We start from the raw sequence: 21,150 nt of genomic DNA, 5'->3' as shown, positions 1-21,150 counted from the left end.
GGCTTTAGTCCAACATTATTTGCATTTTTGGTTTTTGCAATCATGGTTTTATCGATACCATGATGTGTTTACTGTAGCTGTTATATTTGTGGCAGACTATAGTTGACACCTGTTTTTTATGGCTTATTTACATTAATTTCCTTAGATGTTCTTTTTTTGAATACAGAATTTTTCTGTGTCAGTTTAAACACAAGTATTTTTATGTCTTTTTTGTGCTGAGCTGTCTCTGTGATTTGAATATATTTTTATTTCTTCGTTATATTATATTTTCGTCAAATTGTAAGCCACCATCACAGATGGAATCCCAGTTTGCTTTGGATTGAGTGTAAATATGTATTTTTTGCTGAGGGTAAATTGCTGTATCTAATGTGCCAGCACGCAAACGATAAACATTTGGCATACTGTCTCGTGAAGTATAGAGGTTAGATCCACATTCAGAACAGAAAAAACGGTTTACGCCATTAGCTGAAAATTTTTTTAGCTTATCTCGACCTGATAGGATTGTGAAAGCATCGCTGTTTATTTGCACCGCTGAATTAAATGCGGAACCACTCCATTTGCGGCAGCGTTGACAGTGGCAAAAGACCATTTTTTCAATTTGATCGCTCATAGCAATCTGGTATTGAATTGCAGTACATAAACAGCTTCCTGTCAGCATATATTTCTCCAGTACTTTTCCTGTGAGTTGCTATCGTCTGGTGCATTGGCACTGGCATAATATTATCAGATTAACACTAAACTTTTCTTTATTGACTTGATTTTTTTGAATGAGAGGGTTTATCCGAATCTGTAGTCGGTGATTTCTGTGCTCAAGATTATTATCACTACTAAGCTGTCTGGTGGTTGTACTGATGTGTATATCATCGTAACATTGTGGATTAAATCGAGAATGATTTACGGCAAGATTATTTGATTGTACTAAACATTTTATACGGTTGAGTAAATAAATCGGAATGTGAAATGGATGATTCTATTCGTTTTGCTTTAATTTTTTTCAGGTATTTGGAAAAATATTACACAAATTTTTGCTATTTGACTCTACATCCCCACAGAAAAACACCTTGTTTGATTGTCTCTTTCTTAGGTTTAATTAATTCAACTGAGCTTATGTGCAGTAAGCTCAGTTGTGTAGTATGAAAATAAAGTAATCAGCTTTATGAACGATGGATGCTCTGGACTAAAACATTATACAGGTTTGAAATCCTGTCCGATAAATATTCGAGTGGGATTTCCGCGCGCTATTTGGTGATGGTGCTGATGACGCTCTGCTTTGTGTTTGGCGTATAACTGTTGTTTCTGTTGCGCCAGTTTGTGTTGTAGCAGTAGAACAGCCAGTTTTTTATTGGTATGTTGGCTACGTGCGGTCTGGATTTTTACGCTGATACCGCTGGCTAGGTGGGTGGCTCGGACAGCTGATTCTGTTTTGTTAATATGCTGACCTCCCGCACCGGAGGCACGCATGGTGTCGAAAATAATTTCATCAGATTGATGTTGGGTAATTGTCTCGTAACATGCGGCGCCGATAAACCAGTTTTTACGTTTGTGTTTTGGGCGGTAGGGGCTGGGACAAATCCATTGAATGGTTCCCACCCACTGTTTAGCTAAGGATCTTTCTAGTTCACCATTAAGAGCAAGCAGTACTGAGTGGAGTCCATGTTTTGACTGTTCTTGCTCCAATATGTCTATTTCAACCTGAATCTCTATGGCTTCGTGTTGCAGGCGTTCCAGTGCTTTTGCTACGGCCAGACAGCATTCAGCCGGCCCGTAAGCCGCTGATAATTGTAAAAGCAGCATTATTTTTTCTCCGTTTTTACTTTATAGGTGACCACTGGTTTGAAACGGGCTATTGGCCGGATTAATTCAGCCTGTACCATGGCAGTAATGACGCTATCGATGGATTTATAGGCCTGCGGTGCTTCTTCATAGATAAGTTCACGGTCGGCACAAATTACACGGCTGCCATGGACAGTACGGCTTAGCTGTTCGACGGTATAGCGTTGGGATAGTCTGCCTTTGCAGGCTGAGCGCTGCCATTTGCGTCCTGCGCCATGTGCGAGGGAGTAAAGGGCGATTGGGGTATCCAATGGTTGCACCAGATAGCTGTAATCGCCGCGCGAACCCGGTATCACCACTAGTCCTTGGGTAGCAGGTGCTGCACCTTTACGGTGCAGCCACCCGCTTTCGCCATGGATGCAGGTCGCTTCGATAAAGTTATGGCAGATGTCTGCTAGTTTTTGCCCTTGTGCACGCAGATTAGTCAGTATGCGGCGGGCAATCAGCTCCCGATTTTGCCGTGCATAGGCCAGTGCCTGATTGTGCTGTGTCAGATAGGATTTACCGGCTTCACTATCTGCGATTAAGCCCTGATGACCATACTGACGGATGTGTTTATCCAGAATCGCGCCACCGAGTCCGCGGGAACCACTGTGTACCATTAGTTGCAGGTGCTGCTTATTTAAACCGATTTGTTCGGCGATTTCCGCTACATAAATGGTATCCAACATTTGTAATTCGGCAAAATGATTGCCTCCACCTATGGTGCCGGATGCATAGTTATGCTGTTGTAGCGGCTGTATATCTGGCCAGAGGCTGATACATTCCGATGCATTCAGTGGCTGATCGAGATTGCCCAGTTGTTTGATTAGTTTGGCCTGATTTATGGCATGGGTTTTAAGTGATGTTTGCCATAATGACATGCCGCAGCCAATGTCGCCGCCAATCAGTGCTGGATAAATAAGTTGTGTAGTAAAAAAAGCTGCGCCAACGGGATAGCCGCGGCCGGGATGAATATCCGGCATGGCTGCTGCATAGCTGATGTCGGGTAATGTTGCTGTTGTGTGCAGCTGCTGGATAGCTTCGCCTTCTAACCACAGTTCGGGGGTGGTAATTAGGATGATGCCAGCAGTTGGCTGCTGAATAGAATTGCCCATTCTGATCCATTCCAATTTATTTTATTTAAATAATAAACAGGCGTTGTCATCCTTGTTCATTGTGTATGAACAGGTATAACGTGCTGTAAAGAAATTGGCAGGCCGAAGCCAAGGATCAGGAGGTGATTAGCCCTGGGTTGACCTGCAAAGGATAGGTAGTACAAACATAATGATTCCTTTCCGTTGCAATATAAATAATTTGATGTGTGCGGTACTTTAAATCAGCTTCTACTGGCCGTCAAATATTCAGTTGTTTTTTTCGGGTCGGCTGGTGCGTTGTGGCTGTTTCACCACTTTTAGGCTGTTTCGGCACGCTTGTTGGCCTTAGTTTAAGTTTAAAAAATAATAAACAAATTGTTCATCAATCTGATAGCCAGCCTGTTCATATAGGGCTCTTGCCTTGTGGTTGTCGTTGGCGGTACACAATGAAATACCACTGTAGCCATTATCACGTGCAAATTGTGTGACGTATTGCATCAGTTGTGTGGCAATCCCTTTTTGTCGGTGGTTTTCAGGGACATATAGGTCATTGAGTATGATTGTGGGCGATACGGATAATGAAGAAAAGGAGAAATATAGCTGTACAAACCCGCAAGCTTGTTGTTGATCATAGGCAATGAAGATAACGGAATCCTGCTTTTCCAGTCTTTCTTGAATAAAATTTCTGCTTGCTGTCTGTTTGTCCGTCAGGCCATAGAACTGCCGATAGCTGGCAAAAAGCATGATGGCATCATCAAGCTGTTCTGATGTTGCTCGGATGATTGTAATTTGATTTAACATTATTAAATTTTTCTACAAATGTGATTTAGGGGACACATATTTTACAATAATTACCCGTGCGTTAGTTTCAATTGGTAATCATGTTTCCTGCATAAGCCGCAGTGCCTGCTCTGGACTAAAGCCACCTGAGCCGGCACCAATCAGAGGAAAGGCGACTGAAGTATCATTGCGGGTATTGACTAGGTGCATGGCAGAAATAACTGAAGTACGAATTGAATAGGCACTGGTACGCCAGAACATGTTGATACCGGCTACGTGGATAATGGCTTGATAAGGCAATTTACCGGCATTGGTTACCACTGCGGAACCTAATTTAAGTGCACCTATTCGGCCAAGTTCGCGAAAAGGAGCATAGCCAGCTTTTTTCTTGATGGCATCGGATACTCCCCTGCGGCAACAGTAACCACCAATGAATAATATGGCGATTCCATGTGTTGACGATGACTTCGAGCGGTTGTTCAAGTAAATTTTCCAGAATAATTTCAAGCTGCATGATGAATTTGCACTTTAAATTCTGTAAATTTTGCAGCAGCATTTTATGCTGGCTGTATCGTTTTACGGTCAATCATGTTTTTTTATCAGCAATGGGCATATTTTACCTGTCAGTTTGACAGGCTTGTGTTTAGAATAGCTCTCTTATGTCAATCACATAATAATGCTGCTTGCTAAGCAAAACATCGGCTATTGTAAAAGAATAACGGCAAACCAGAATAAAAAATCATGACAATTCAACAATAGGCAATATGGCACCATTCTGATTTGTTCACTTAAATTTAGCTGATTACAGAAATAATATTGATTTAAATAATAAAATAATTGATAAAAATCACTACAAAACAGTTAAACGGCATAGTCCTAATGATGGTATTGCACAATGATAAAAAATACGTAAAGAAGAAAAGTTGGTGGTAATGAGTATTTTGACGGATGTCAATAATAATAATATTAAATCGGAAAAGGGAAATTTAATGATAAAGAGAAAAAATATTTTACAACTGATTCTATCAAGCTTTAATCATTCCAATACTTGAAAATTTCCCCATTGATTTAGATTTATCTACCAATAAAAAATTTAAATCGGCGGAAAATATGTTGACAACGCAAATAAAATTAATCAAGATGCACCTGATTTTTTTGAAGAATTTTCAAACTATTAGTTGAAGCTGAAGATATTAATGGGAATTCAATTAACAGTGAATACAGATTGGGTTACTTTACCGTTTTTCCATTAGGAGCTAATAGTCATGATGATATTCATGGGAAAACTGCATTTGAAATTACAGTTGATTTTGCAGGAGTAAGAAGAAAAATTTTCAAAAAAATTTAATTTTATTTCCTTTAAGACATTTTGTACCATGAACCACGAAGGATTGCATGGATTTAATGTGAAGCATACGCATAGAAATAGCTCTCCTTTAGACGAAAATGTTTTTCCAAATACTGATTAGGATAAATCACATTGAGCCAATAAGGTTATGCGGTACAGAGATATAGCGTACAGTATGTGGCATTGGCAATGGCATATAATTAACCCTAATATACCGGACACGGAAAAATGAAAAAATTGATTGTAGTAGGTTTATTAGTTTTACTAAACAGTTGCAGTAGTCAAATAATAAAAAATAATTTAAACGAAAATACAAAGGAATATTTCGACATAAATAAATATAAAGATTGGGAAATAGATACAAAATATTCACCGACAGGAAAAGATAAATATTTAAAAAAAGGAGAGGAACGAATAAGTATTGAATATTTTAATGATGCAGTACAAATAGAATTAAATAATATTAATTCACCTTATTATAAATTTAATAAATTCTCACTTAAAACCAATCGTTTATTATTAACTGGAACAGAATTTTATAAAATCAACATAGGAATTTGGGAAAGTTATAATGAAACGGGGCAATTAATCAAGAAAATAGATTATGACAAGCCGTATCAATTTTCGATAGAAGATTTAATAAAAAAAATGAAGAACGAATATGATATAGACTTATTGGATGTTGAACGTGTTAGTTATGTTTCAAGATATGAAGAAAAAAAAGATGTAAATCTTCCTTTATATGAAATTTGCTATAAATATAACTCACTGAATAATAACAAAGTTGAGTATTATCTCATTAACGGAACCACCGGAGAAACACTATTTACTATCAAACGTTATTTGGGAGATAAACAAGGGAGCCTACTGGATAATTATTTAGATAGTTTAAAAAGTGAAAAACAAAAATAGTTGCGGTTTTACGCACCTATGACGGCAAAACTACACAGAAGAACAGTGGATAATCAAGGAAGAGGAAGAACTATGGAATCAATACACTCAAAATCAGAATTTAACAACCGCTATAGATATTGAAAAAAAGAGAAACAAAAAAGGAAGAGGCTTTTTCTTACATACCAGAAAAGAAACAGATTAATGAATATTTCTAAGTATTATTAAATACAGTATGATTAAGCGGTTAAATTCAGCTTAAACCAAATAATAAAAAACGAAAGTAAAAAACATGTATTAATGGAGCATATCATAACAGAGAATGCCGTAATACAATGAAATAAGGGCACGACCCAATTCCAATGATTCGTAATAAGTCAGATATTTTTCTCCATTAACAATAAGCTCGCCGCCACAGAAAAAGATAAACAACCCATACAAAACATAAAACCATTGTGAAAGTGCAAATTAAACCAACTAAAGGTGGATATTTGTCTTGTATGCCTAGCCCTAAGTGTTGGAAACAAACAGCTAACAAAAATAAAATTAATCTAGCTTTATTATTACTAAACACATCCATCTGCACCTGTTTAGGTATAATAGTTACTCAATATCTTTAATGCTTGCTTTGTATGCAGTTCAATATTTTGGAAGCCGGCAAAGGAATTGCATAAGCTCAATTTACATTAACATCATTACTAAGATGCTTGCGGCATTTTGTATCCTATTGTTATACATCAACCTATCAGGTAAAGGATCACTGGCACCTATTTCGGCTATAGATCAGGTGGGTAATGTCGTCCTTGGCGCGATTATTGGTGGACCTTTATACAATCCGTCCATCAGTTTTCTACTATTGATGATTGCAACAACATTTTGGGCGGGATTATTATTGTTAGTTCGTTATTTAACTTTTCAGCGCACCTTTGCCAAAGACTTTGTCGATGGAAGGTCGATAAGATTAAGGCAAAATGGTATCTTGCTGACGCAAAATTTTCGCAAAGCAAGATTATCCATCCGGGATTTTATATTGTAATAAATGTGAAATAAGGAAGACGAGTATGGCTCAGTTTTTTGCTATTCATCCTGACAATCCGCAGGAACGATTGATTGTGCAGGCTGCGGATATCATACGCCATGGTGGTGTGGTTGTTTATCCAACTGATTCCTGTTATGCGTTGGGCTGTCAACTAGGTAATAAGGAGGCAATGGAACGGATTCTGCGTATCCGCGGTATTGATCAGAAACACCATCTGACGTTGATGTGTCATGATCTGAGCCAGCTTGGTATTTACGCCAAAGTGGATAACAGTCAGTTCCGGTTGCTGAAATCTTCTACTCCGGGTAGTTATACTTTTATTTTGCAAGCCACTAAAGAGGTACCGGCGCGCACGCTGCATCCGAAACGCAAAACCATTGGCTTACGCGTACCGGATAATCGTATTGCGTTAGCTCTGTTACAGAATCTAGGCGAACCGATGTTGTCGTGCACACTGATGCTGCCGCATGAAGATGAACCATTAACCGACCCATATGAAATCCGTGATCAACTTGAGCATGCAGTAGATCTGGTGATTGATGGCGGTTGGTGTGGTACAGACCCGACGACGGTGGTGGATATGACAGATGGAATTGAACTGATACGCGCAGGTAAGGGAGACATCAGTTTGCTTGGATTATAAATGGCAAACTGGTACTATATCTGGTTCTGATGAAAAATTTGTAATCTTTAAAGGAAAGCACATTGGAGAATTTTGAAATCGGCTTAGTGTTTCTGGCGATTATACCCATTTTATCGGCGATTACGCTAACGTTGGTCGCGTCTGGCTATGTTGCACGATATTACGGTGATGACACTGCTGAAACGATGGGACGATTAACCCTCAATCCGCTCAAGCATATCGACCTGATTGGAACAATTATTTTGCCACTGATTATGTTTTTAATATCCAATGGTCAGTATATTTTTGGCTGGGGCAAGTCGATGCCGATTAATTCTCGTAAATTTCGAGATGTACGAATGGGCATACGCATGGTGGCAATATCTGGGCCGTTAACCAGTCTGTTAATGTGTCTAGCTTGGTCAATGATGTATGTTATCAGCTTTTGGATTCCAGAATATTTTCAGGAACCGTTAAGCATCATGTCCATGATGGGCATTAAATTTAATGCCGTTTTCTGTGTTTTAAATTTAATCCCTATTCCGCCACTAGATGGGGCACGTTTTATCGATACCTTTTTACCGGCACGTGCATCTATGCAATATCGTAAGCTGGAACCCTATGGAACTTGGATTATTTTGTTGCTGATGGCTACCGGTCTGCTCGCCTATTTCATTGAGCCGTTTCTTGAACTCATTTTGCGAATGTGCCAAGCTTTAATATCAATTTTTATGTAATGATGGCTGTTGCATCAGAGTTTTATACACAGCAAAAACCGCTTGCTCGACCTATTCGGCAGCGGTTTTTGCTATTTTTCCCCTTACCATTTATGCCGTTGCTACCCATTGCCCAAGAGTGACCCGATCCAATCCAGCCAAATCTGGCTGCGTTTGTATTTGTACAAAACCATTTTGGGCTAAGGTGTGGCGCACAGCTTGCCCCTGATCATAGCCATGTTCAAGCATTATCCAGCCTTGGTGACGCAGAAATGTGGATGCACCGGTTATGAGGGATGTCAACGCGCTCAAGCCATTGTCATGATCGGTCAGGGCGTGCTTGGGTTCAAAGCGCAGATCACCTTGCATTAAATGGGTGTCGTCCGCAGCAATATAAGGTGGATTAGAAACGATGATATCCACGCTGTGTGCTAATGGTTGTGGTTGAGCCTGATACCATGAACCCTGACCAAAAATTACCTTAGCCTGTAGGGCAATGGCGTTTTCTCTGGCCACAGTTAAGGCAGCCGCACTAATATCGGCAGCCCACACTTCGGCGTCGGGTCTTTCACAAGCTAGGGTGATCGCAATGGCACCACTACCGGTGCCTAAATCCCAGATACGACCTTGTGGTGGTAGACGTGTTAAGGCTGCTTCCACCAAGTGTTCTGTTTCTGGGCGAGGTATCAGAACTGCTTCTGACACGTTAAAACGCCGACCATAAAATTCTCTCCAGCCCAGCAAATAAGCCATTGGCTCACCAGCTAGTCTTCGGGCAGCTAGCTGATCCAAGAGATTTTGTTGCTGTATGGTAAGCTGACGCTGACCATGCGCGATGATGTCGGCATGACTAAGAGACAAAATGTGTTGCAGTAGTAGTCGCGCCTCCAGCCTATTCAAACCACTGCGTTGTAGCCAAAGACTGATCGTGGTTGGTTTTTCTTGGGTCATGATAAACATCCGTTGGCGCAGTTAGAGTAAAAACAGGGTAGCCAGACCGAGGAAAATAAAGAATCCGCCCGAATCGGTTACCGCGGTTATCAGAACGCTGCTGCCCAGTGCTGGATCACGCCCTGATTTTTGCATTAATACTGGAATTAATACGCCAACTGTGGCGGCAAGTAATAGATTTAAAGTCATGGCTGCCACCATCACTAAGCCTATGCCCAGGTTATGGTAAAGAAAATACGATAGCAAACCCATGACTGATCCCCAAATAAGACCATTGACTAGTGCAACGCCTTGCTCTTTGCGCAGTAATCGCCGAGCCTGACTGTTGCTGATTTGCCCAGAAGTCATGGCACGCACAATCATGGTGATGGTTTGATTGCCTGAGTTGCCACCTATACCCGCTACAATAGGCATCAACGTAGCTAGGGCAACAATTTTTTCGATGGAATGTTCGAACATGCCGATCACGCGGCTGGCCAGAAAGGCAGTACACAGATTGACAGCCAGCCAAATCCAGCGGTTTTTAACTGAATCGATGATCGGGGCAAACAAATCTTCTTCTTCGCGTAAACCGGCCATATTCAACATATCGGCTTCGGATTCTTCACGGATAACATCCACCATTTCATCTACGGTAATGCGCCCGATCAGTTTGCGATTATCATCGACGACTGGCGCGGTCACTAAGTCATAGCGCTCAAATGCAGCCGCTGCTTCTTCGACATCGTCTTCAGGCCGAAAGGTAACCACGTCATCGGCCATCACTTGTGAAACCTCTGATTCTGGATCCGCTACCAACAAGCTACGGATCGGCAACACCCCTTTGAGCACATCCTGATCATCAACGACAAAAATTTTATCGGTGTGGTCGGGCAGGCGTTCAAACCGGCGTAAATACCGCAGTACAACTTCACAACTCACATCGGCACGGATACTGACCAGTTCGAAGTCCATTAAGGCACCCACCTGATCATCTTCGAACGACATTGCCGCCGCTATTTGTGCCCGCTCTTCTTCATCCCGGCTGCTGAGAGCTTCATACACCACCTGTTTTGGTAAATCGGGCGCCAGCTCGGCCAATTCGTCTGCATCCAGATCATCAACCGCAGCCAGCAACTCCTGCTGTTCCATGTTATCGATCAGGGTTTCACGCACTGGATCGGATACTTCCAGTAAGACTTCACCATCTTCGGTGGGTGTCGCCAGTTTCCACACCAGCATACGTTCTTCTAATGGTAAAGATTCTAGCAATGTCGCCATATCTGCGGGATGCAGATCGTGCAAGGTGGTCAGAAGTTCGGCCATGGCCTCTTCCTGCTCTGTTGTCTGCAGGAAAGACTGACTAGGTGAATGAATATATTCAGCAGCTGGCAATAATGTTGCCACCAATTCACAGATATGATCGGTATCTAGGTGTTGTCGTTCCAGCTCGCTAGCGTTGCTATGGCTATCCATTGTAATTGTGTCCTGACCATTTTTTGCACTAAAGGCAAGGTTATTGCTGCGCCTGCGAAGCGTATACTCCGAGGTAAGATAGGTTTTTAAAGATAAATTAAAGCCTGCTAAAGCAGGCTACAGTTATATTGTACACGGATTTTACGGGTGAACTGTGACTTTATGCCATAGAAGAGTCGGCAAATATTAATTCGTGGATAAAAGTCAGCAACGAAAACGCGAGTGAAATCGATGATTTTTTGGTTGACCATGCATTTTTAAATGCCAAATTTAACAGGAAGATAGCCAGTGTTAAAAGAAAACTTCAATGAATTGCTGTGTTTTTTTGCGGTAGCCAGAGAAAAGAGTTTTACCAAGGCCGCGGGAAAACTTGGCGTAACGCAATCTGCCCTGAGCCATTCCATCAAGGTATTGGAACAGAAATTGCAAACACGGCTTTTAATCCGCACGACACGCAGTGTTGCCGTGACAGATGTGGGCGCCCAGATCATTGCCAGACTGGAACCGCGCCTGAATGAATTGGAGCAGACCTTGCAATATCTGCTTGATCGTAACGGTGTGGTCAGCGGGCATATTCGCTTATCGGTTGGGGAACATGCGGCGTGTTATGTTTTGTGGCCTAAGCTGGAGTGTTTTCTCAAAACATACCCACAAATTAATCTGGAGTTGGTTATCGACAATCATTTTGTCGACATTGTGCGTCATGGCTTTGATGCTGGTGTCAGATTGGGAGAAAGTATTGAAAAGGATATGGTGGCGGTGCAAATCAGCGATGAAATGCGTATGGTTGTTGTGGCGACGCCGGCTTATTTTGCCAGTCATGGTCTGCCCACTCATCCAACAGAATTACAGCATCATCAATGCATTAATTTGCGCTTACCCAGTGCCGGTGGCATATATCAATGGGAATTTGAACAGGCAGGAAAATTATTCCGTGTTAAGTTAGGTGGACAACTGATTCTAAACCATATAGGACTGCGTAAGAATGCGGTATTGGCGGGATTGGGTATTAGCTGCTTTCCTGAAGACATGGTGGCACCAGAGCTGGCATCCGGCAAGCTGGTGAGCGTGCTTGAGCAATGGAGTCCATCTTTTCCGGGTTATTATTTATATTACCCTAGCAGAAAACAGCATACGCAGGCGTTTCGGTTGCTGCTATCGGCACTGCGTATGCCATTTTAATTAAAGCAATCTCTAGCGACCAACTCGTGCTTGTAATTCAGCAGGATAGCGCTCACCGACAATTTGCACTTGTGCCAGTGCCTGATTCATTTCGCTGATGTCCGTCGGTGTCAGTTTGAGAGTGGTTGCAGCCAGATTCTCTTTCAGACGATGCAATTTGGTGGTCGCAGGAATCGGAACGATCCACGGTTTTTGCCCCAATAGCCAGGCCAGAGAAATTTGTGCAGCAGTGGCCTGATATTTGGCAGCTAATGATTGCAACAACTGAGCTAAACTCTGATTTGCCTTCAAGGCAGCCGGTGCAAAGCGTGGCACCTGACGTCTGAAATCATTTTCGGCAAAGGTAGTATTGGCATCAATACTTCCGGTGAGAAAGCCTTTTCCCAGTGGACTAAACGCCACCAGCCCAATTCCGAGCTCTTGCAATAAGGGCAGGATTTTTTCTTCAGGTTCGCGCCACCACATCGAATACTCGCTTTGGACGGCAGCCAAAGGTTGGACGGCATGAGCACGCCGGATGGTATCGGCACCGGCTTCAGACAAGCCAAAATAGCGCACTTTTCCTGCATTGATGAGCTCCTTAACTGTTCCAGCTACATCTTCAATCGGAACTTGCGGATCTACCCGATGCTGATAAAGTAAATCAATCACATCAGTTTGTAATCGGCGTAAGGAGCCGTCAACAGCCTGACGAATATGTTCCGGTCGACTATTTAAAATTTGCTGGTTATTCTCATTAATCGAAATCCCAAATTTGGTGGCGATCACGACTTGATGACGATATGGCTTGAGCGCTGTCCCTACTAATTCCTCATTCAAATAGGGTCCATAAACTTCTGCGGTATCGAACATGGTCACCCCTTGTGCAACCGCTGAGCGTATTAATTCAATGCCTTGTTCAGCATTGATCGGCGGTCCATATCCGTAGCTTAAGCTCATGCACCCCATACCTAAAGCTGAAACAGCTAAGCCACTTTTGCCTAAATAACGCTTTTGCATACAAAATCTCCTGTACTGTGTGCTGCTAGCGAACAATAAATTTGCCTTTACAGCATACTGCTTGTTTGGTCAGAGATTAAGTACCGCCGTTTACGAGGGTTTATGAATGCTATTCATCAATAATTAAATCTTAGGCTATGCATTCGTAGACAATTTATCAATTTACCAGTATTACATTGGGCATTTTATTACAATCATTTTGATCGCTTCTTAGGGACCCCACTGTGACATAAAAGGGTTATAACTATAGACAGTTAAAGTTGGCTGCTCAGCAAAGACGGCGCCGGTAAAGCACAATAAAGGAAAACAATAGACAATAATTGACTGTGACGAAACATTTTGTCTCCAAAATAGTAAGTAAAAGACAAAAGGTTTGGGCAGATATCATAACTCAAATCCCTCCGCTGGCATGATCCAGTTCAGGTTCGACGAGTTATGTTAGCAGGTTAACATTCTCAGCCCAACTCGGCACCCCGTTGAGAACAATATTAGCTTAGAGGGTGAAGGTTTAATTGTAAATAGTTACCCTTCACTGTGACAAATAAACTCTTTCTTTCTTGGAAGAGACTAACTTAAATTGCCCTTGATTAATCTGATATATGTCTTCCTTATATTCTAACCACTTAGGGGCATTTTTATGTGACTCTGCATCAGGATATTCAACACAGTAAGGCACAGACATTTTTATGTTTATTGTTAAATCCTCATTGACCGAAAATTTAATATTACTGTCATATTTATAGTCATATCCACTATCTAAAAGCAAAGCATCAATCAATTTACCTTGTTCATCGTAACTATTTATTTGAACATTTGCTACTTCTGTATCAGTACGACCAGAAGGATTACCATTATAAATTATCACTTTGTAAAGATAATTATCCTGCACAAAGCCACCTACTACGTAGTAGCGGATATCTTGTGTAAATCGATCAAATAATAGATCAAATCTATAATCCCCATTTTTAATCGGAAAATCGATTTCTTGCTTATTTAAGGGTTGAGTAAGTTTTGAATACTCGTCCGAAAGGATAGTGTAACCATCACTTTGCTTATAGTATTTTTTAAATTGTGAAGAAGTTATGGGGAGTTTTAGGTTTGGCACATTGTCAGGTGCTTGAGCCAAGGCTAAAGCAGAAAAAAATAAAAATATATTGACAATTACACCCCATTTAACAAATTTTTGGAACATTTATCACTCTTTCTATTTAGGCAATTTATTTTGAACATACAGTAACCTATGTCACTCTAATTTACCATAATTTTATTTTATATAAACACGCTGTATTTACTTGTCCTTAACTAATCCCACAGTGACAATTTATCAATTTACCAGTATTTCATTGGGCATTTTATTCCAATCAATTAGGTTTAGTGTGAATATTCAACAATTATTAATGCAACGCATTTCACAGGCAATGATTATGGCAGGCGCCGATAAAAACAGCGACGCGCTAATCAAACAATCTGCTAAAGCACAATTTGGTGATTATCAAGCTAGTGGCATTAGATATAAAAAAACACCAGACTGTGTCAGACTGGTGATTGTATGCAGATACCGTTAGGCCCAGTATTTCTTTTTCGACGTCTTTCCTATACCAGGATTGAAACTATTGGTAGGATCTAGCTGTCGATAAAATTTGGTCAAAGCTGGTTTGGCATGGTACAGATGACCAACATTGTGTTCGGCTGGATATTGTGCACCTCTTTGATCCAATATAGCCAACATTTCATCTTCCACTTGGCTGCAATTGGTGCCTTTTTTAGCAATGTAATCCTGATGGAAAACATGGCAGAAAAAATGTCCATAATACATTTTATGGATAAAGTGCTGATTGATGCTTTCTGGCAAGTGTTCAAACCACTCACTGTCATTCCGGCGCAACGCCACATCCAGTGCAACAATATTTTCTACTTGATCGCTGTGTGCATTGCGATAAGTGGTTGCCGCTCCGGCAGCAGCAAACCGGTGAAGCATGGCGGCTTCGGCCTCTTTTTCATCACAACGGAAAAAATTGCCTTGTTTTTGCTGAAAATAGTCTTTTAAAAACGCCTCTGCTTCAGCAATCCCATCATCAGCCATTTTTAAAATCAAATGGTGTTCATAACGGTCGCGGTAATCACGAATGGACTGTGGTAAATGCTGTGGTAGCAATCTAGACACAAACACCGCAAAGCGGTCAGAGAAATTTTTTGGGAAAAAGGGGATTTTGGCGGTGGTACGATCAACAAAATTTTTGAAAGCAAATAACCGCGGCATGGCATCGGTACCAAATTTTTGAATGGCAATAAAAATATCTTTACCATACACCGCTGCAATATCGAAGGCTTCTCGATGCATATATTCACCCGATACAGGCAGATTTTTAAAGGTGCTCAATATATGCCGGCGGATATCATCCAACTCATGAGTATCATTGGTCCCTATGTAGAATACAGCTGAGGTTTTTTCAAGAGGAAAAGTGTCCAAACGCACAGCAAAAACCATTAACCGACCAGCACTGCCCGATGCTTCATAATGGCGCGCTGGGTCCGCATTGAAGCGGGCTGGTGTATCTGCATCAATTTCACGCACATGATCACGATAGCTGTGATCGTGCCCCAAACCGGCATCGCGGGTGATGTCTTTATCAGTATATTGACCATTTTGCAGATTATTAAGAATGGCTTCGGGCGTATCGCCCAATTCTATTCCCAAGTGGTTGACCAGATGCAGCTGATTGTGTTCGTCTAACTGGGCAAATACCGCCATTTGTGTATAAGCTGGACCACGCTGGATCAATGCTCCACCAGAATTATTACACACCCCGCCCATGACCGACGCCCCGATGCAGGATGAGCCGATCACGGAATGTGGACCACGATTATATTTTTTCAGTTCTTTTTCTAAGCGAAATAAGGTGCTGCCAGGCAGACAGACCACCTGCTCTCCATTGGCAATCACTTTGATCCCGTCTAACCGGCGCGTACTGACAATAACGATAGGGCGGTCGTAATCATTACCATCAGGTGTTGATCCGCCCGTCAAGCCGGTATTGGCAGATTGGGTGATCACAATAACATCAGCAGCAACACAGGCCTGCAATACCTGCCATTGTTCAACTAAACTACCCGGTAATACAACGGCAAGGGCATCACCCACACCAAAACGGATTCCCTGACGATAAGGCAAGGTATGCGCCGGATCTGTCAGAGTGTGTTGCTGTCCGACGATATTTTGTAACTGTTGGATCAATTCTGATCGATTGTTCGTATCCATCAATCATTCCTCCTTCTGAATGGTTAACATGTTATTTTGATTAACACTAACTATTCTAGAACGATTAGATGTTAACGAAAAGAGCTTTTATATCGTGTCGTGATTCACATTTCTGGAATAAATCCACCACTTTGCCGCTGCCACAGCATGGCGTACACCCCATTTTTGGCCAATAGCTCACTATGCGTGCCCTGCTCAACAATCCGTCCTTGATCCATAACAATCAGTCGATCCATCGCAGCAATAGTAGACAGACGGTGTGCTATCGCTACCACAGTTTTTCCTTGCATCAGCTGAGTTAGATTTTCTTGAATGGCTGCTTCCACTTCAGAATCTAACGCGCTGGTGGCTTCATCAAGTAATAATATTGGCGCATCTTTCAGAATAACCCGTGCAATAGCAATACGTTGCCGTTGCCCGCCAGATAATTTCACTCCGCGCTCACCGACATGAGCGTCATAGCCATGACGGTCTTTAGCATCGCTCAAAGTAGGAATAAAATCAGCTGCTGCCGCTTTTTCCGCTGCCTGTTGCATTTCTTGTTCGGTAGCATCAGGTCGACCATAGATAATGTTATCGCGTACCGAACGATGCAATAAAGAAGTATCCTGAGTCACCAGCCCAAGTGCAGCGCGCAAACTTTCCTGAGTGACATCACGAATATCCTGTCCGTCAATCAAAATCCGGCCACCTTGCACATCATAAAAACGCAACAACAAATTGGTTAATGTGGTTTTGCCCGCTCCACTGCGTCCGACCAAACCCACCTTTTCCCCTGCACGGATATGCAGATTAAAATCAGTTAACAATGGCTTATCAGCGCTATATGCAAAATTAACATGTTCAAAATCAATCGCACCATGTACAACCTTTAACGGCAGTGCATTCGGTTTATCCTGAATAGTATGCGGACGCGACAGAATATTCATGCCATCTTCCACTGTACCGATATTTTCAAACAGGCGTGCACTTTCCCACATGACCCAACGCGATAAACCATTAATGCGCGAAGCCATGGCTGTTGCCGTGGCGATTGCCCCCACTCCAACCTGTCCTTGTATCCATAACCAGATTCCCAGTCCGGCCGAGCTGACCACCAACAAAATATTAATTGCGGTACTCAAACTGTCGAGCAAAGTGGCCAAACGCATCTGCGCATTAACCGTGACCAAAAATTCCTGCATTGAAGCTTTAGCGTAGGCTGCCTCGCGCGAGCTATGTGAAAAAAGTTTGACTGTGGCAATATTAGTATAAGCATCAGTAATACGACCGGTCATCAGACTGCGAGCATCTGCCTGCCGTTGAGCGGTACGGGATAGTTGTGGAATCAAAAATTTTAATACCAAAACAAACAGCACGATCCACATAATAAATGGCAGCAGCAGCCAGCTATCCATACCAGCCAGAATCACGCCACTGGTCACAAAATACACCAGCACATACACCATCATATTCGCGACCGACATAACCGTATCGCGTACAGCCAGAGCAGTCTGCATCACCTTGGCTGACACCCGTCCGGCAAATTCATCCTGATAAAAGCCCATACTCTGACCGAGCATCAGCCGGTGAAAGTTCCAGCGCAAACGCATCGGGAAAGCGCCCTGCAAAGTCTGAAACTGCACGTTAGAAGACAAAAACGACCAGAAAATACTGAAAATCATCACTGCGGCCATTAAAAGCAATTCATGCCCTTTATCCGGCCATAATTGTGCAGGCGAATAAGTACCAAGCCAGTCAACAACTGAGCCCAGAAAACGGAAAACCAGAGCTTCCAGAATACCGGTTCCGACTGTCATGATTACCATCAATAACAACCAGCCTCGGGTACCGTCTAAACAACTCCAGATAAACGGCAACACCCCTTTTTTTGGTGGTTGTGGCAATGCTTCCGGATAAGCATCTATACGGCTTTCAAACCAGGAAAAAAAACGGTCAAGAAACATAACTTAAACTTTCTCGTAGGTCACACAGGTACTTAGGCAGCCAATATGCCTGATACAAGAATATGATAAAAGGAATCATTATACAACTTCTGACAAGTAAAACAGTTCGGACACGAGAATGTGATAAAATAAGCGCGGTACATCAGCATACCAGACAGTCGCTGTGCACTGCTTCAGTACATAGAGGAAAGTCCGGGCTCCACAGAGCAGAATGCCGGCTAACGGCCGGGCGCCGTGAGGCGACGGAAAGTGGCGCAGAAAGCATGACCGCCGATGGCTGTGATTACACAGCACAGGTAAGGGTGAAATGGTGCGGTAAGAGCGCACCGTACCGTTGGTAACAACGCGTAGCAGGCTAAACCCCATTCGGAGCAAGACCAAACAGGATGCCTTGAAGCTGCTCGCCGAGCATCCGGGTAGGTTGCTTGAGCGCTATAGTAATGTAGCGCCCAGATGAATGACTGTCCAAGACAGAACCCGGCTTATCGGTTGCCTGATGTACCTTTCCTGCATTTAATCTAGCCGCTCATTCAAGTTTTGCACAATAACAGGCACTTATCCAGACATTTGATTATTTGATGTCAACAGCTATTCTGTCACCGTATTGTCACCAACCATCAATAGAGATCTTTATCTGTGTCAATATCCCTGCTCAGTATATTGACATACGCCTGGGCTGCCGGAACAGTTGGCGCTTATTGAAATCAATCAGTCATGCCCTGTGTGGGGATACGATTGCAACAATTTGGCTCGCGCAGTTACCTCTGCCATGATTTGACGAGAATAAACCACTCTGCATCTAGTGATAATAAAAACTCAATCTCTCTCGACGGCAAAAGGTGTAGTACATTAGGTCATCGTTTGCCAATATTCGTAAAATAGTTTAAATTTAGAATAACTTATCTATCCCCTCAAAAACAGCATACTATAAGGTGTAATCGATAATGTGGCCAACTCCGATTCGAAGCATAAAAAACATGGCAGTATACCTACTTTTGGTTTTGCCATTCTTCAGCTACGCTAATTGCAGTAAACTGATTAACGATTTAACACTTAAATATCATCCTAATGTTTCTGATAAAGATTTTAGCTTCGAAGATTGTAAGGTTTGGCCTGAAGATCCATCTAAAACTATTGTGGTACTGGCAATCAGCAAAGACCAGGATATTAATTATGCCGGTTTTGATTTAGATGTTATTTTAGTCAATAATAAGAATAACAAAGTCATTGCACGCAACTTTGAAAAAAAAGCCATCACCAGTGATGCCATCAATTTTACTGGGTTAAGTATCGATACGGCACGCTATTATCCTACTGCTCAGTCAAGAGCTTTCGGCATCCGTCTAAACCGCTCAAACAATTCGGGGTATTTTCCCTACGAAGAACAGAATCTTAACTTATATCATTTCCACAATAATAAACTCACCCGCATCCTCTCCATGCTGAAGGTATATCTTTCTGGCGGGGAAGCGAATGATGGATGCATAGGTGAATTCAATAAAATAGAGAGTATCTTATCCATGAGTGCAAAAAAAACTAACGATTTTGCCGATATTAATGTGACAGATAAACGAACTAAAATCAAAATCATCAACTCTGAAATACCAAATGAGTGTGAAGATAAAATAATTAAACTCAAACCAAGAAAATTTACTTTGCGTTACAATGGTCAAAAATATGTGATTCCTAAAATTAACGATAGATAAAGTTATATTGATGCCATGCCAGTCATGCCCTGTGTGGGGATACGATTGCAACAATTTGGCTCGCGCAGTCACCTCTGTCATGATTTGATGAGAATAAACCACTTTTCATCGAGTGATAATAAAAACTCACTCTCTCGACAGCAAAAGGTGTAGTACATTAGGTCATCGTTTGCCAATATTCGTAAAATAGTTTAAATTTATAATAACTTATCTATCCTAATCTATATCCCCTCAAAAACAGCATACAGTAAGGCTTGAGCAATGATGTGGCCAACTCAGATTCGAAGCATAAAAAAACATGGCCGTATACTTTAGAAAAGCATTTTTAAAATTACAAGGATAAAACAATGAGTAGTACAAATGAATACTATCAATTTTCCAATAAATTTAATCTTGGTTCAACTATCTTGTTGACTTTGATTGGTATTTTTGTGGCTATTATACTCGGCGTAGTATATGCCATAATTTCTCATTTTTCTCCATTAATTCTTATTGATATCGGTCTTCTTGTGGGGATGTATTCTTTGATAGTCGTACTGCAAACTCATTTATCTCAAATAGCGAAGATCCGTAACGTTAAAATCAATATTTTAATGACTTTTTTAATCTGTTTGTTTGCCTATTATTCAAATTTGGTTACGTTCGAAGTTTTATTATTCGACACTAACTATCTGTCAAATTGGATTTCACTATTTTTATCGCCTATTGATACCATAACTATATTAATAAATGAAATTATACCTTATCGTGAAATCACCATTACAAAAGGTAGCTCAGAAGGTTCAATTTCAGGGTTGGGATTAGCTGGCGTTTATCTGGTTGAATTCATAGGCTTTCTTTGCCCAATTTTAGCGGCTTTATCTATAGAAGACGCCTTTTGTGAAGATTGCCAAACTTGGTACAAAAAATATTTTTTCTATTCTTTGTCCAATGAAGAATTAGAAAACAATATACATAGTAGCCGTGTAGGTAGTTATGCCGATGCATTAGCCAATGTAGAACTTCAAAAAGATATTCGGGATTTGCTCGTTCAAAAGACTGACGATCAAATGCCTATGCTAAATTATGAATACTGCCAATGTCCAAAATGTCAACATAAAAGTATTTTAACCATTACAAAAAAAATGTTAAAACAAACGAAAAAAGGGCCTGAAGTTGAAGATGTGAGTGATGGAATACTTGTCAATCAAGCTTATATTGACAATCAAACAGATCAGCTATTTTCAACAAAAATCTAGCATATAAACAATTAATTATTCTCTTTTAAATCAGGTACTCTCAAGAGTACCTGAAAACCATTATTTTAAAATAAAGTCTACTTTCTTTTGGATTTTCCATTTTTCAGCT

General features: G+C 41.4%; 19 protein-coding genes, 1 other RNA gene and 1 riboswitch. Of the genes, 9 read left to right on the top strand and 11 right to left on the bottom strand.

Features of this window, described 5'->3' with window-relative positions; translation table 11 throughout:
• Positions 1-256: 256 nt before the first annotated feature.
• From J3U68_RS00335 to J3U68_RS00315, 5 genes are all read right to left on the bottom strand, one after another.
• Complete coding sequence (locus J3U68_RS00335; RefSeq protein ID WP_267373233.1) at positions 257-610, bottom strand: GFA family protein; 354 nt, start codon at positions 608-610, stop codon at positions 257-259.
• A 575-nt stretch (positions 611-1,185) separates the two neighbouring features.
• Positions 1,186-1,794 carry a peptide chain release factor H gene (prfH, locus tag J3U68_RS00330; RefSeq protein WP_267373232.1) on the bottom strand — a complete coding sequence of 203 codons (609 nt, stop codon included), beginning with the start codon at positions 1,792-1,794 and terminating at the stop codon, positions 1,186-1,188.
• Positions 1,794-2,930 carry an RNA ligase RtcB family protein gene (locus J3U68_RS00325; protein ID WP_267373230.1) on the bottom strand — a complete coding sequence of 379 codons (1,137 nt, stop codon included), beginning with the start codon at positions 2,928-2,930 and terminating at the stop codon, positions 1,794-1,796. Before J3U68_RS00325 ends, prfH begins: the two co-directional genes overlap by 1 nt.
• Before the next feature lie 324 nt (positions 2,931-3,254).
• Positions 3,255-3,710, bottom strand: a complete 456-nt coding sequence (locus J3U68_RS00320) for a GNAT family N-acetyltransferase (protein ID WP_267373228.1) — start codon at positions 3,708-3,710, stop codon at positions 3,255-3,257.
• Positions 3,711-3,788: 78 nt separating this feature from the next.
• The gene (locus tag J3U68_RS00315; RefSeq protein WP_267373227.1) at positions 3,789-4,172 is read right to left on the bottom strand and encodes a macro domain-containing protein; all 384 of its coding nucleotides are present in this window, start codon (positions 4,170-4,172) and stop codon (positions 3,789-3,791) included.
• 1,093 nt (positions 4,173-5,265) lie between these two features.
• On the opposite strand from J3U68_RS00315, the gene J3U68_RS00310 reads away from it, so the two are divergent.
• From J3U68_RS00310 to J3U68_RS00295, 4 genes are all read left to right on the top strand, one after another.
• On the top strand, positions 5,266-5,949 hold the full coding sequence (locus J3U68_RS00310; protein WP_267373226.1) for a hypothetical protein: 684 nt from the start codon (positions 5,266-5,268) through the stop codon (positions 5,947-5,949).
• Positions 5,950-6,547: 598 nt separating this feature from the next.
• Positions 6,548-6,964 (top strand): DUF421 domain-containing protein, encoded by a 417-nt coding sequence (locus J3U68_RS00305; RefSeq protein WP_323811411.1) that lies wholly within the window; start codon positions 6,548-6,550, stop codon positions 6,962-6,964.
• Between the two features lie 25 nt (positions 6,965-6,989).
• Positions 6,990-7,610, top strand: coding sequence for an L-threonylcarbamoyladenylate synthase (locus J3U68_RS00300; RefSeq protein WP_267373224.1), 621 nt, complete (start codon positions 6,990-6,992; stop codon positions 7,608-7,610).
• A 62-nt stretch (positions 7,611-7,672) separates the two neighbouring features.
• Positions 7,673-8,326, top strand: a complete 654-nt coding sequence (locus J3U68_RS00295; RefSeq protein WP_267373222.1) for a site-2 protease family protein — start codon at positions 7,673-7,675, stop codon at positions 8,324-8,326.
• A 90-nt stretch (positions 8,327-8,416) separates the two neighbouring features.
• Here J3U68_RS00295 and prmC read toward each other — a convergent pair whose 3' ends face one another.
• Both prmC and mgtE read right to left on the bottom strand, forming a co-directional pair.
• Positions 8,417-9,256, bottom strand: coding sequence for a peptide chain release factor N(5)-glutamine methyltransferase (gene prmC, locus J3U68_RS00290; protein ID WP_267373220.1), 840 nt, complete (start codon positions 9,254-9,256; stop codon positions 8,417-8,419).
• 21 nt (positions 9,257-9,277) lie between these two features.
• On the bottom strand, positions 9,278-10,561 hold the full coding sequence (gene mgtE, locus J3U68_RS00285) for a magnesium transporter (protein WP_416384646.1): 1,284 nt from the start codon (positions 10,559-10,561) through the stop codon (positions 9,278-9,280).
• Between the two features lie 438 nt (positions 10,562-10,999).
• Between mgtE and J3U68_RS00280 the strand changes: the two genes are divergently transcribed.
• Complete coding sequence (locus tag J3U68_RS00280) at positions 11,000-11,893, top strand: LysR family transcriptional regulator (protein WP_267373216.1); 894 nt, start codon at positions 11,000-11,002, stop codon at positions 11,891-11,893.
• A gap of 12 nt (positions 11,894-11,905) precedes the next feature.
• Here J3U68_RS00280 and J3U68_RS00275 read toward each other — a convergent pair whose 3' ends face one another.
• Both J3U68_RS00275 and J3U68_RS00270 read right to left on the bottom strand, forming a co-directional pair.
• The gene (locus tag J3U68_RS00275; protein ID WP_267373214.1) at positions 11,906-12,892 is read right to left on the bottom strand and encodes an aldo/keto reductase; all 987 of its coding nucleotides are present in this window, start codon (positions 12,890-12,892) and stop codon (positions 11,906-11,908) included.
• Positions 12,893-13,270: 378 nt separating this feature from the next.
• A riboswitch (TPP riboswitch) is annotated at positions 13,271-13,378 on the bottom strand.
• Between the two features lie 43 nt (positions 13,379-13,421).
• Positions 13,422-14,084, bottom strand: coding sequence for a hypothetical protein (locus J3U68_RS00270; protein WP_267373212.1), 663 nt, complete (start codon positions 14,082-14,084; stop codon positions 13,422-13,424).
• A gap of 184 nt (positions 14,085-14,268) precedes the next feature.
• Here J3U68_RS00270 and J3U68_RS00265 point away from each other — a divergent pair, with 184 nt between their 5' ends.
• Entirely contained in the window at positions 14,269-14,457 is a 189-nt protein-coding gene (locus J3U68_RS00265) for a hypothetical protein (protein WP_267373210.1), read from the top strand.
• Here the strand turns inward: J3U68_RS00265 and dld are convergent.
• Positions 14,454-16,151 (bottom strand): D-lactate dehydrogenase, encoded by a 1,698-nt coding sequence (gene dld, locus J3U68_RS00260; RefSeq protein WP_267373208.1) that lies wholly within the window; start codon positions 16,149-16,151, stop codon positions 14,454-14,456. The genes J3U68_RS00265 and dld overlap by 4 nt on opposite strands.
• A 104-nt stretch (positions 16,152-16,255) precedes the next feature.
• A complete protein-coding gene (locus tag J3U68_RS00255; protein ID WP_267373206.1) occupies positions 16,256-18,097 on the bottom strand; it encodes an ABC transporter ATP-binding protein in 1,842 nt (613 codons plus the stop codon).
• A 142-nt stretch (positions 18,098-18,239) separates the two neighbouring features.
• Here J3U68_RS00255 and rnpB point away from each other — a divergent pair.
• The 3 genes from rnpB to J3U68_RS00240 all read left to right on the top strand — a co-directional run bounded on the left by rnpB (position 18,240) and on the right by J3U68_RS00240 (position 21,041).
• Positions 18,240-18,598: RNase P RNA component class A (gene rnpB, locus J3U68_RS00250), an RNA gene on the top strand.
• 476 nt (positions 18,599-19,074) lie between these two features.
• Positions 19,075-19,803 carry a hypothetical protein gene (locus tag J3U68_RS00245; RefSeq protein WP_267373204.1) on the top strand — a complete coding sequence of 243 codons (729 nt, stop codon included), beginning with the start codon at positions 19,075-19,077 and terminating at the stop codon, positions 19,801-19,803.
• A gap of 347 nt (positions 19,804-20,150) precedes the next feature.
• Entirely contained in the window at positions 20,151-21,041 is an 891-nt protein-coding gene (locus J3U68_RS00240) for a hypothetical protein (RefSeq protein ID WP_267373202.1), read from the top strand.
• Positions 21,042-21,150 lie beyond the last annotated feature (109 nt).

Origin of the sequence: Snodgrassella sp. B3882, from assembly GCF_026535915.1 — a bacterium.
In the GTDB taxonomy this organism is placed as follows: domain Bacteria; phylum Pseudomonadota; class Gammaproteobacteria; order Burkholderiales; family Neisseriaceae; genus Snodgrassella.
This window is presented reverse-complemented; position numbering and strand designations above follow the sequence as displayed.

Coding starts and splice junctions, on each gene's coding strand:
- J3U68_RS00335 (WP_267373233.1), bottom strand. CDS start 610: ATGAGCGATCAAATTGAAAAAATGGTCTTTTGCCACTGTCAACGCTGC.
- prfH (WP_267373232.1), bottom strand. CDS start 1,794: ATGCTGCTTTTACAATTATCAGCGGCTTACGGGCCGGCTGAATGCTGT.
- J3U68_RS00325 (WP_267373230.1), bottom strand. CDS start 2,930: ATGGGCAATTCTATTCAGCAGCCAACTGCTGGCATCATCCTAATTACC.
- J3U68_RS00320 (WP_267373228.1), bottom strand. CDS start 3,710: ATGTTAAATCAAATTACAATCATCCGAGCAACATCAGAACAGCTTGAT.
- J3U68_RS00310 (WP_267373226.1), top strand. CDS start 5,266: ATGAAAAAATTGATTGTAGTAGGTTTATTAGTTTTACTAAACAGTTGC.
- J3U68_RS00305 (WP_323811411.1), top strand. CDS start 6,548: ATGCTTGCTTTGTATGCAGTTCAATATTTTGGAAGCCGGCAAAGGAAT.
- J3U68_RS00300 (WP_267373224.1), top strand. CDS start 6,990: ATGGCTCAGTTTTTTGCTATTCATCCTGACAATCCGCAGGAACGATTG.
- prmC (WP_267373220.1), bottom strand. CDS start 9,256: ATGACCCAAGAAAAACCAACCACGATCAGTCTTTGGCTACAACGCAGT.
- mgtE (WP_416384646.1), bottom strand. CDS start 10,561: ATGGCCGAACTTCTGACCACCTTGCACGATCTGCATCCCGCAGATATG.
- J3U68_RS00275 (WP_267373214.1), bottom strand. CDS start 12,892: ATGCAAAAGCGTTATTTAGGCAAAAGTGGCTTAGCTGTTTCAGCTTTA.
- J3U68_RS00270 (WP_267373212.1), bottom strand. CDS start 14,084: ATGTTCCAAAAATTTGTTAAATGGGGTGTAATTGTCAATATATTTTTA.
- dld (WP_267373208.1), bottom strand. CDS start 16,151: ATGGATACGAACAATCGATCAGAATTGATCCAACAGTTACAAAATATC.
- J3U68_RS00255 (WP_267373206.1), bottom strand. CDS start 18,097: ATGTTTCTTGACCGTTTTTTTTCCTGGTTTGAAAGCCGTATAGATGCT.
- J3U68_RS00245 (WP_267373204.1), top strand. CDS start 19,075: ATGGCAGTATACCTACTTTTGGTTTTGCCATTCTTCAGCTACGCTAAT.
- J3U68_RS00240 (WP_267373202.1), top strand. CDS start 20,151: ATGAGTAGTACAAATGAATACTATCAATTTTCCAATAAATTTAATCTT.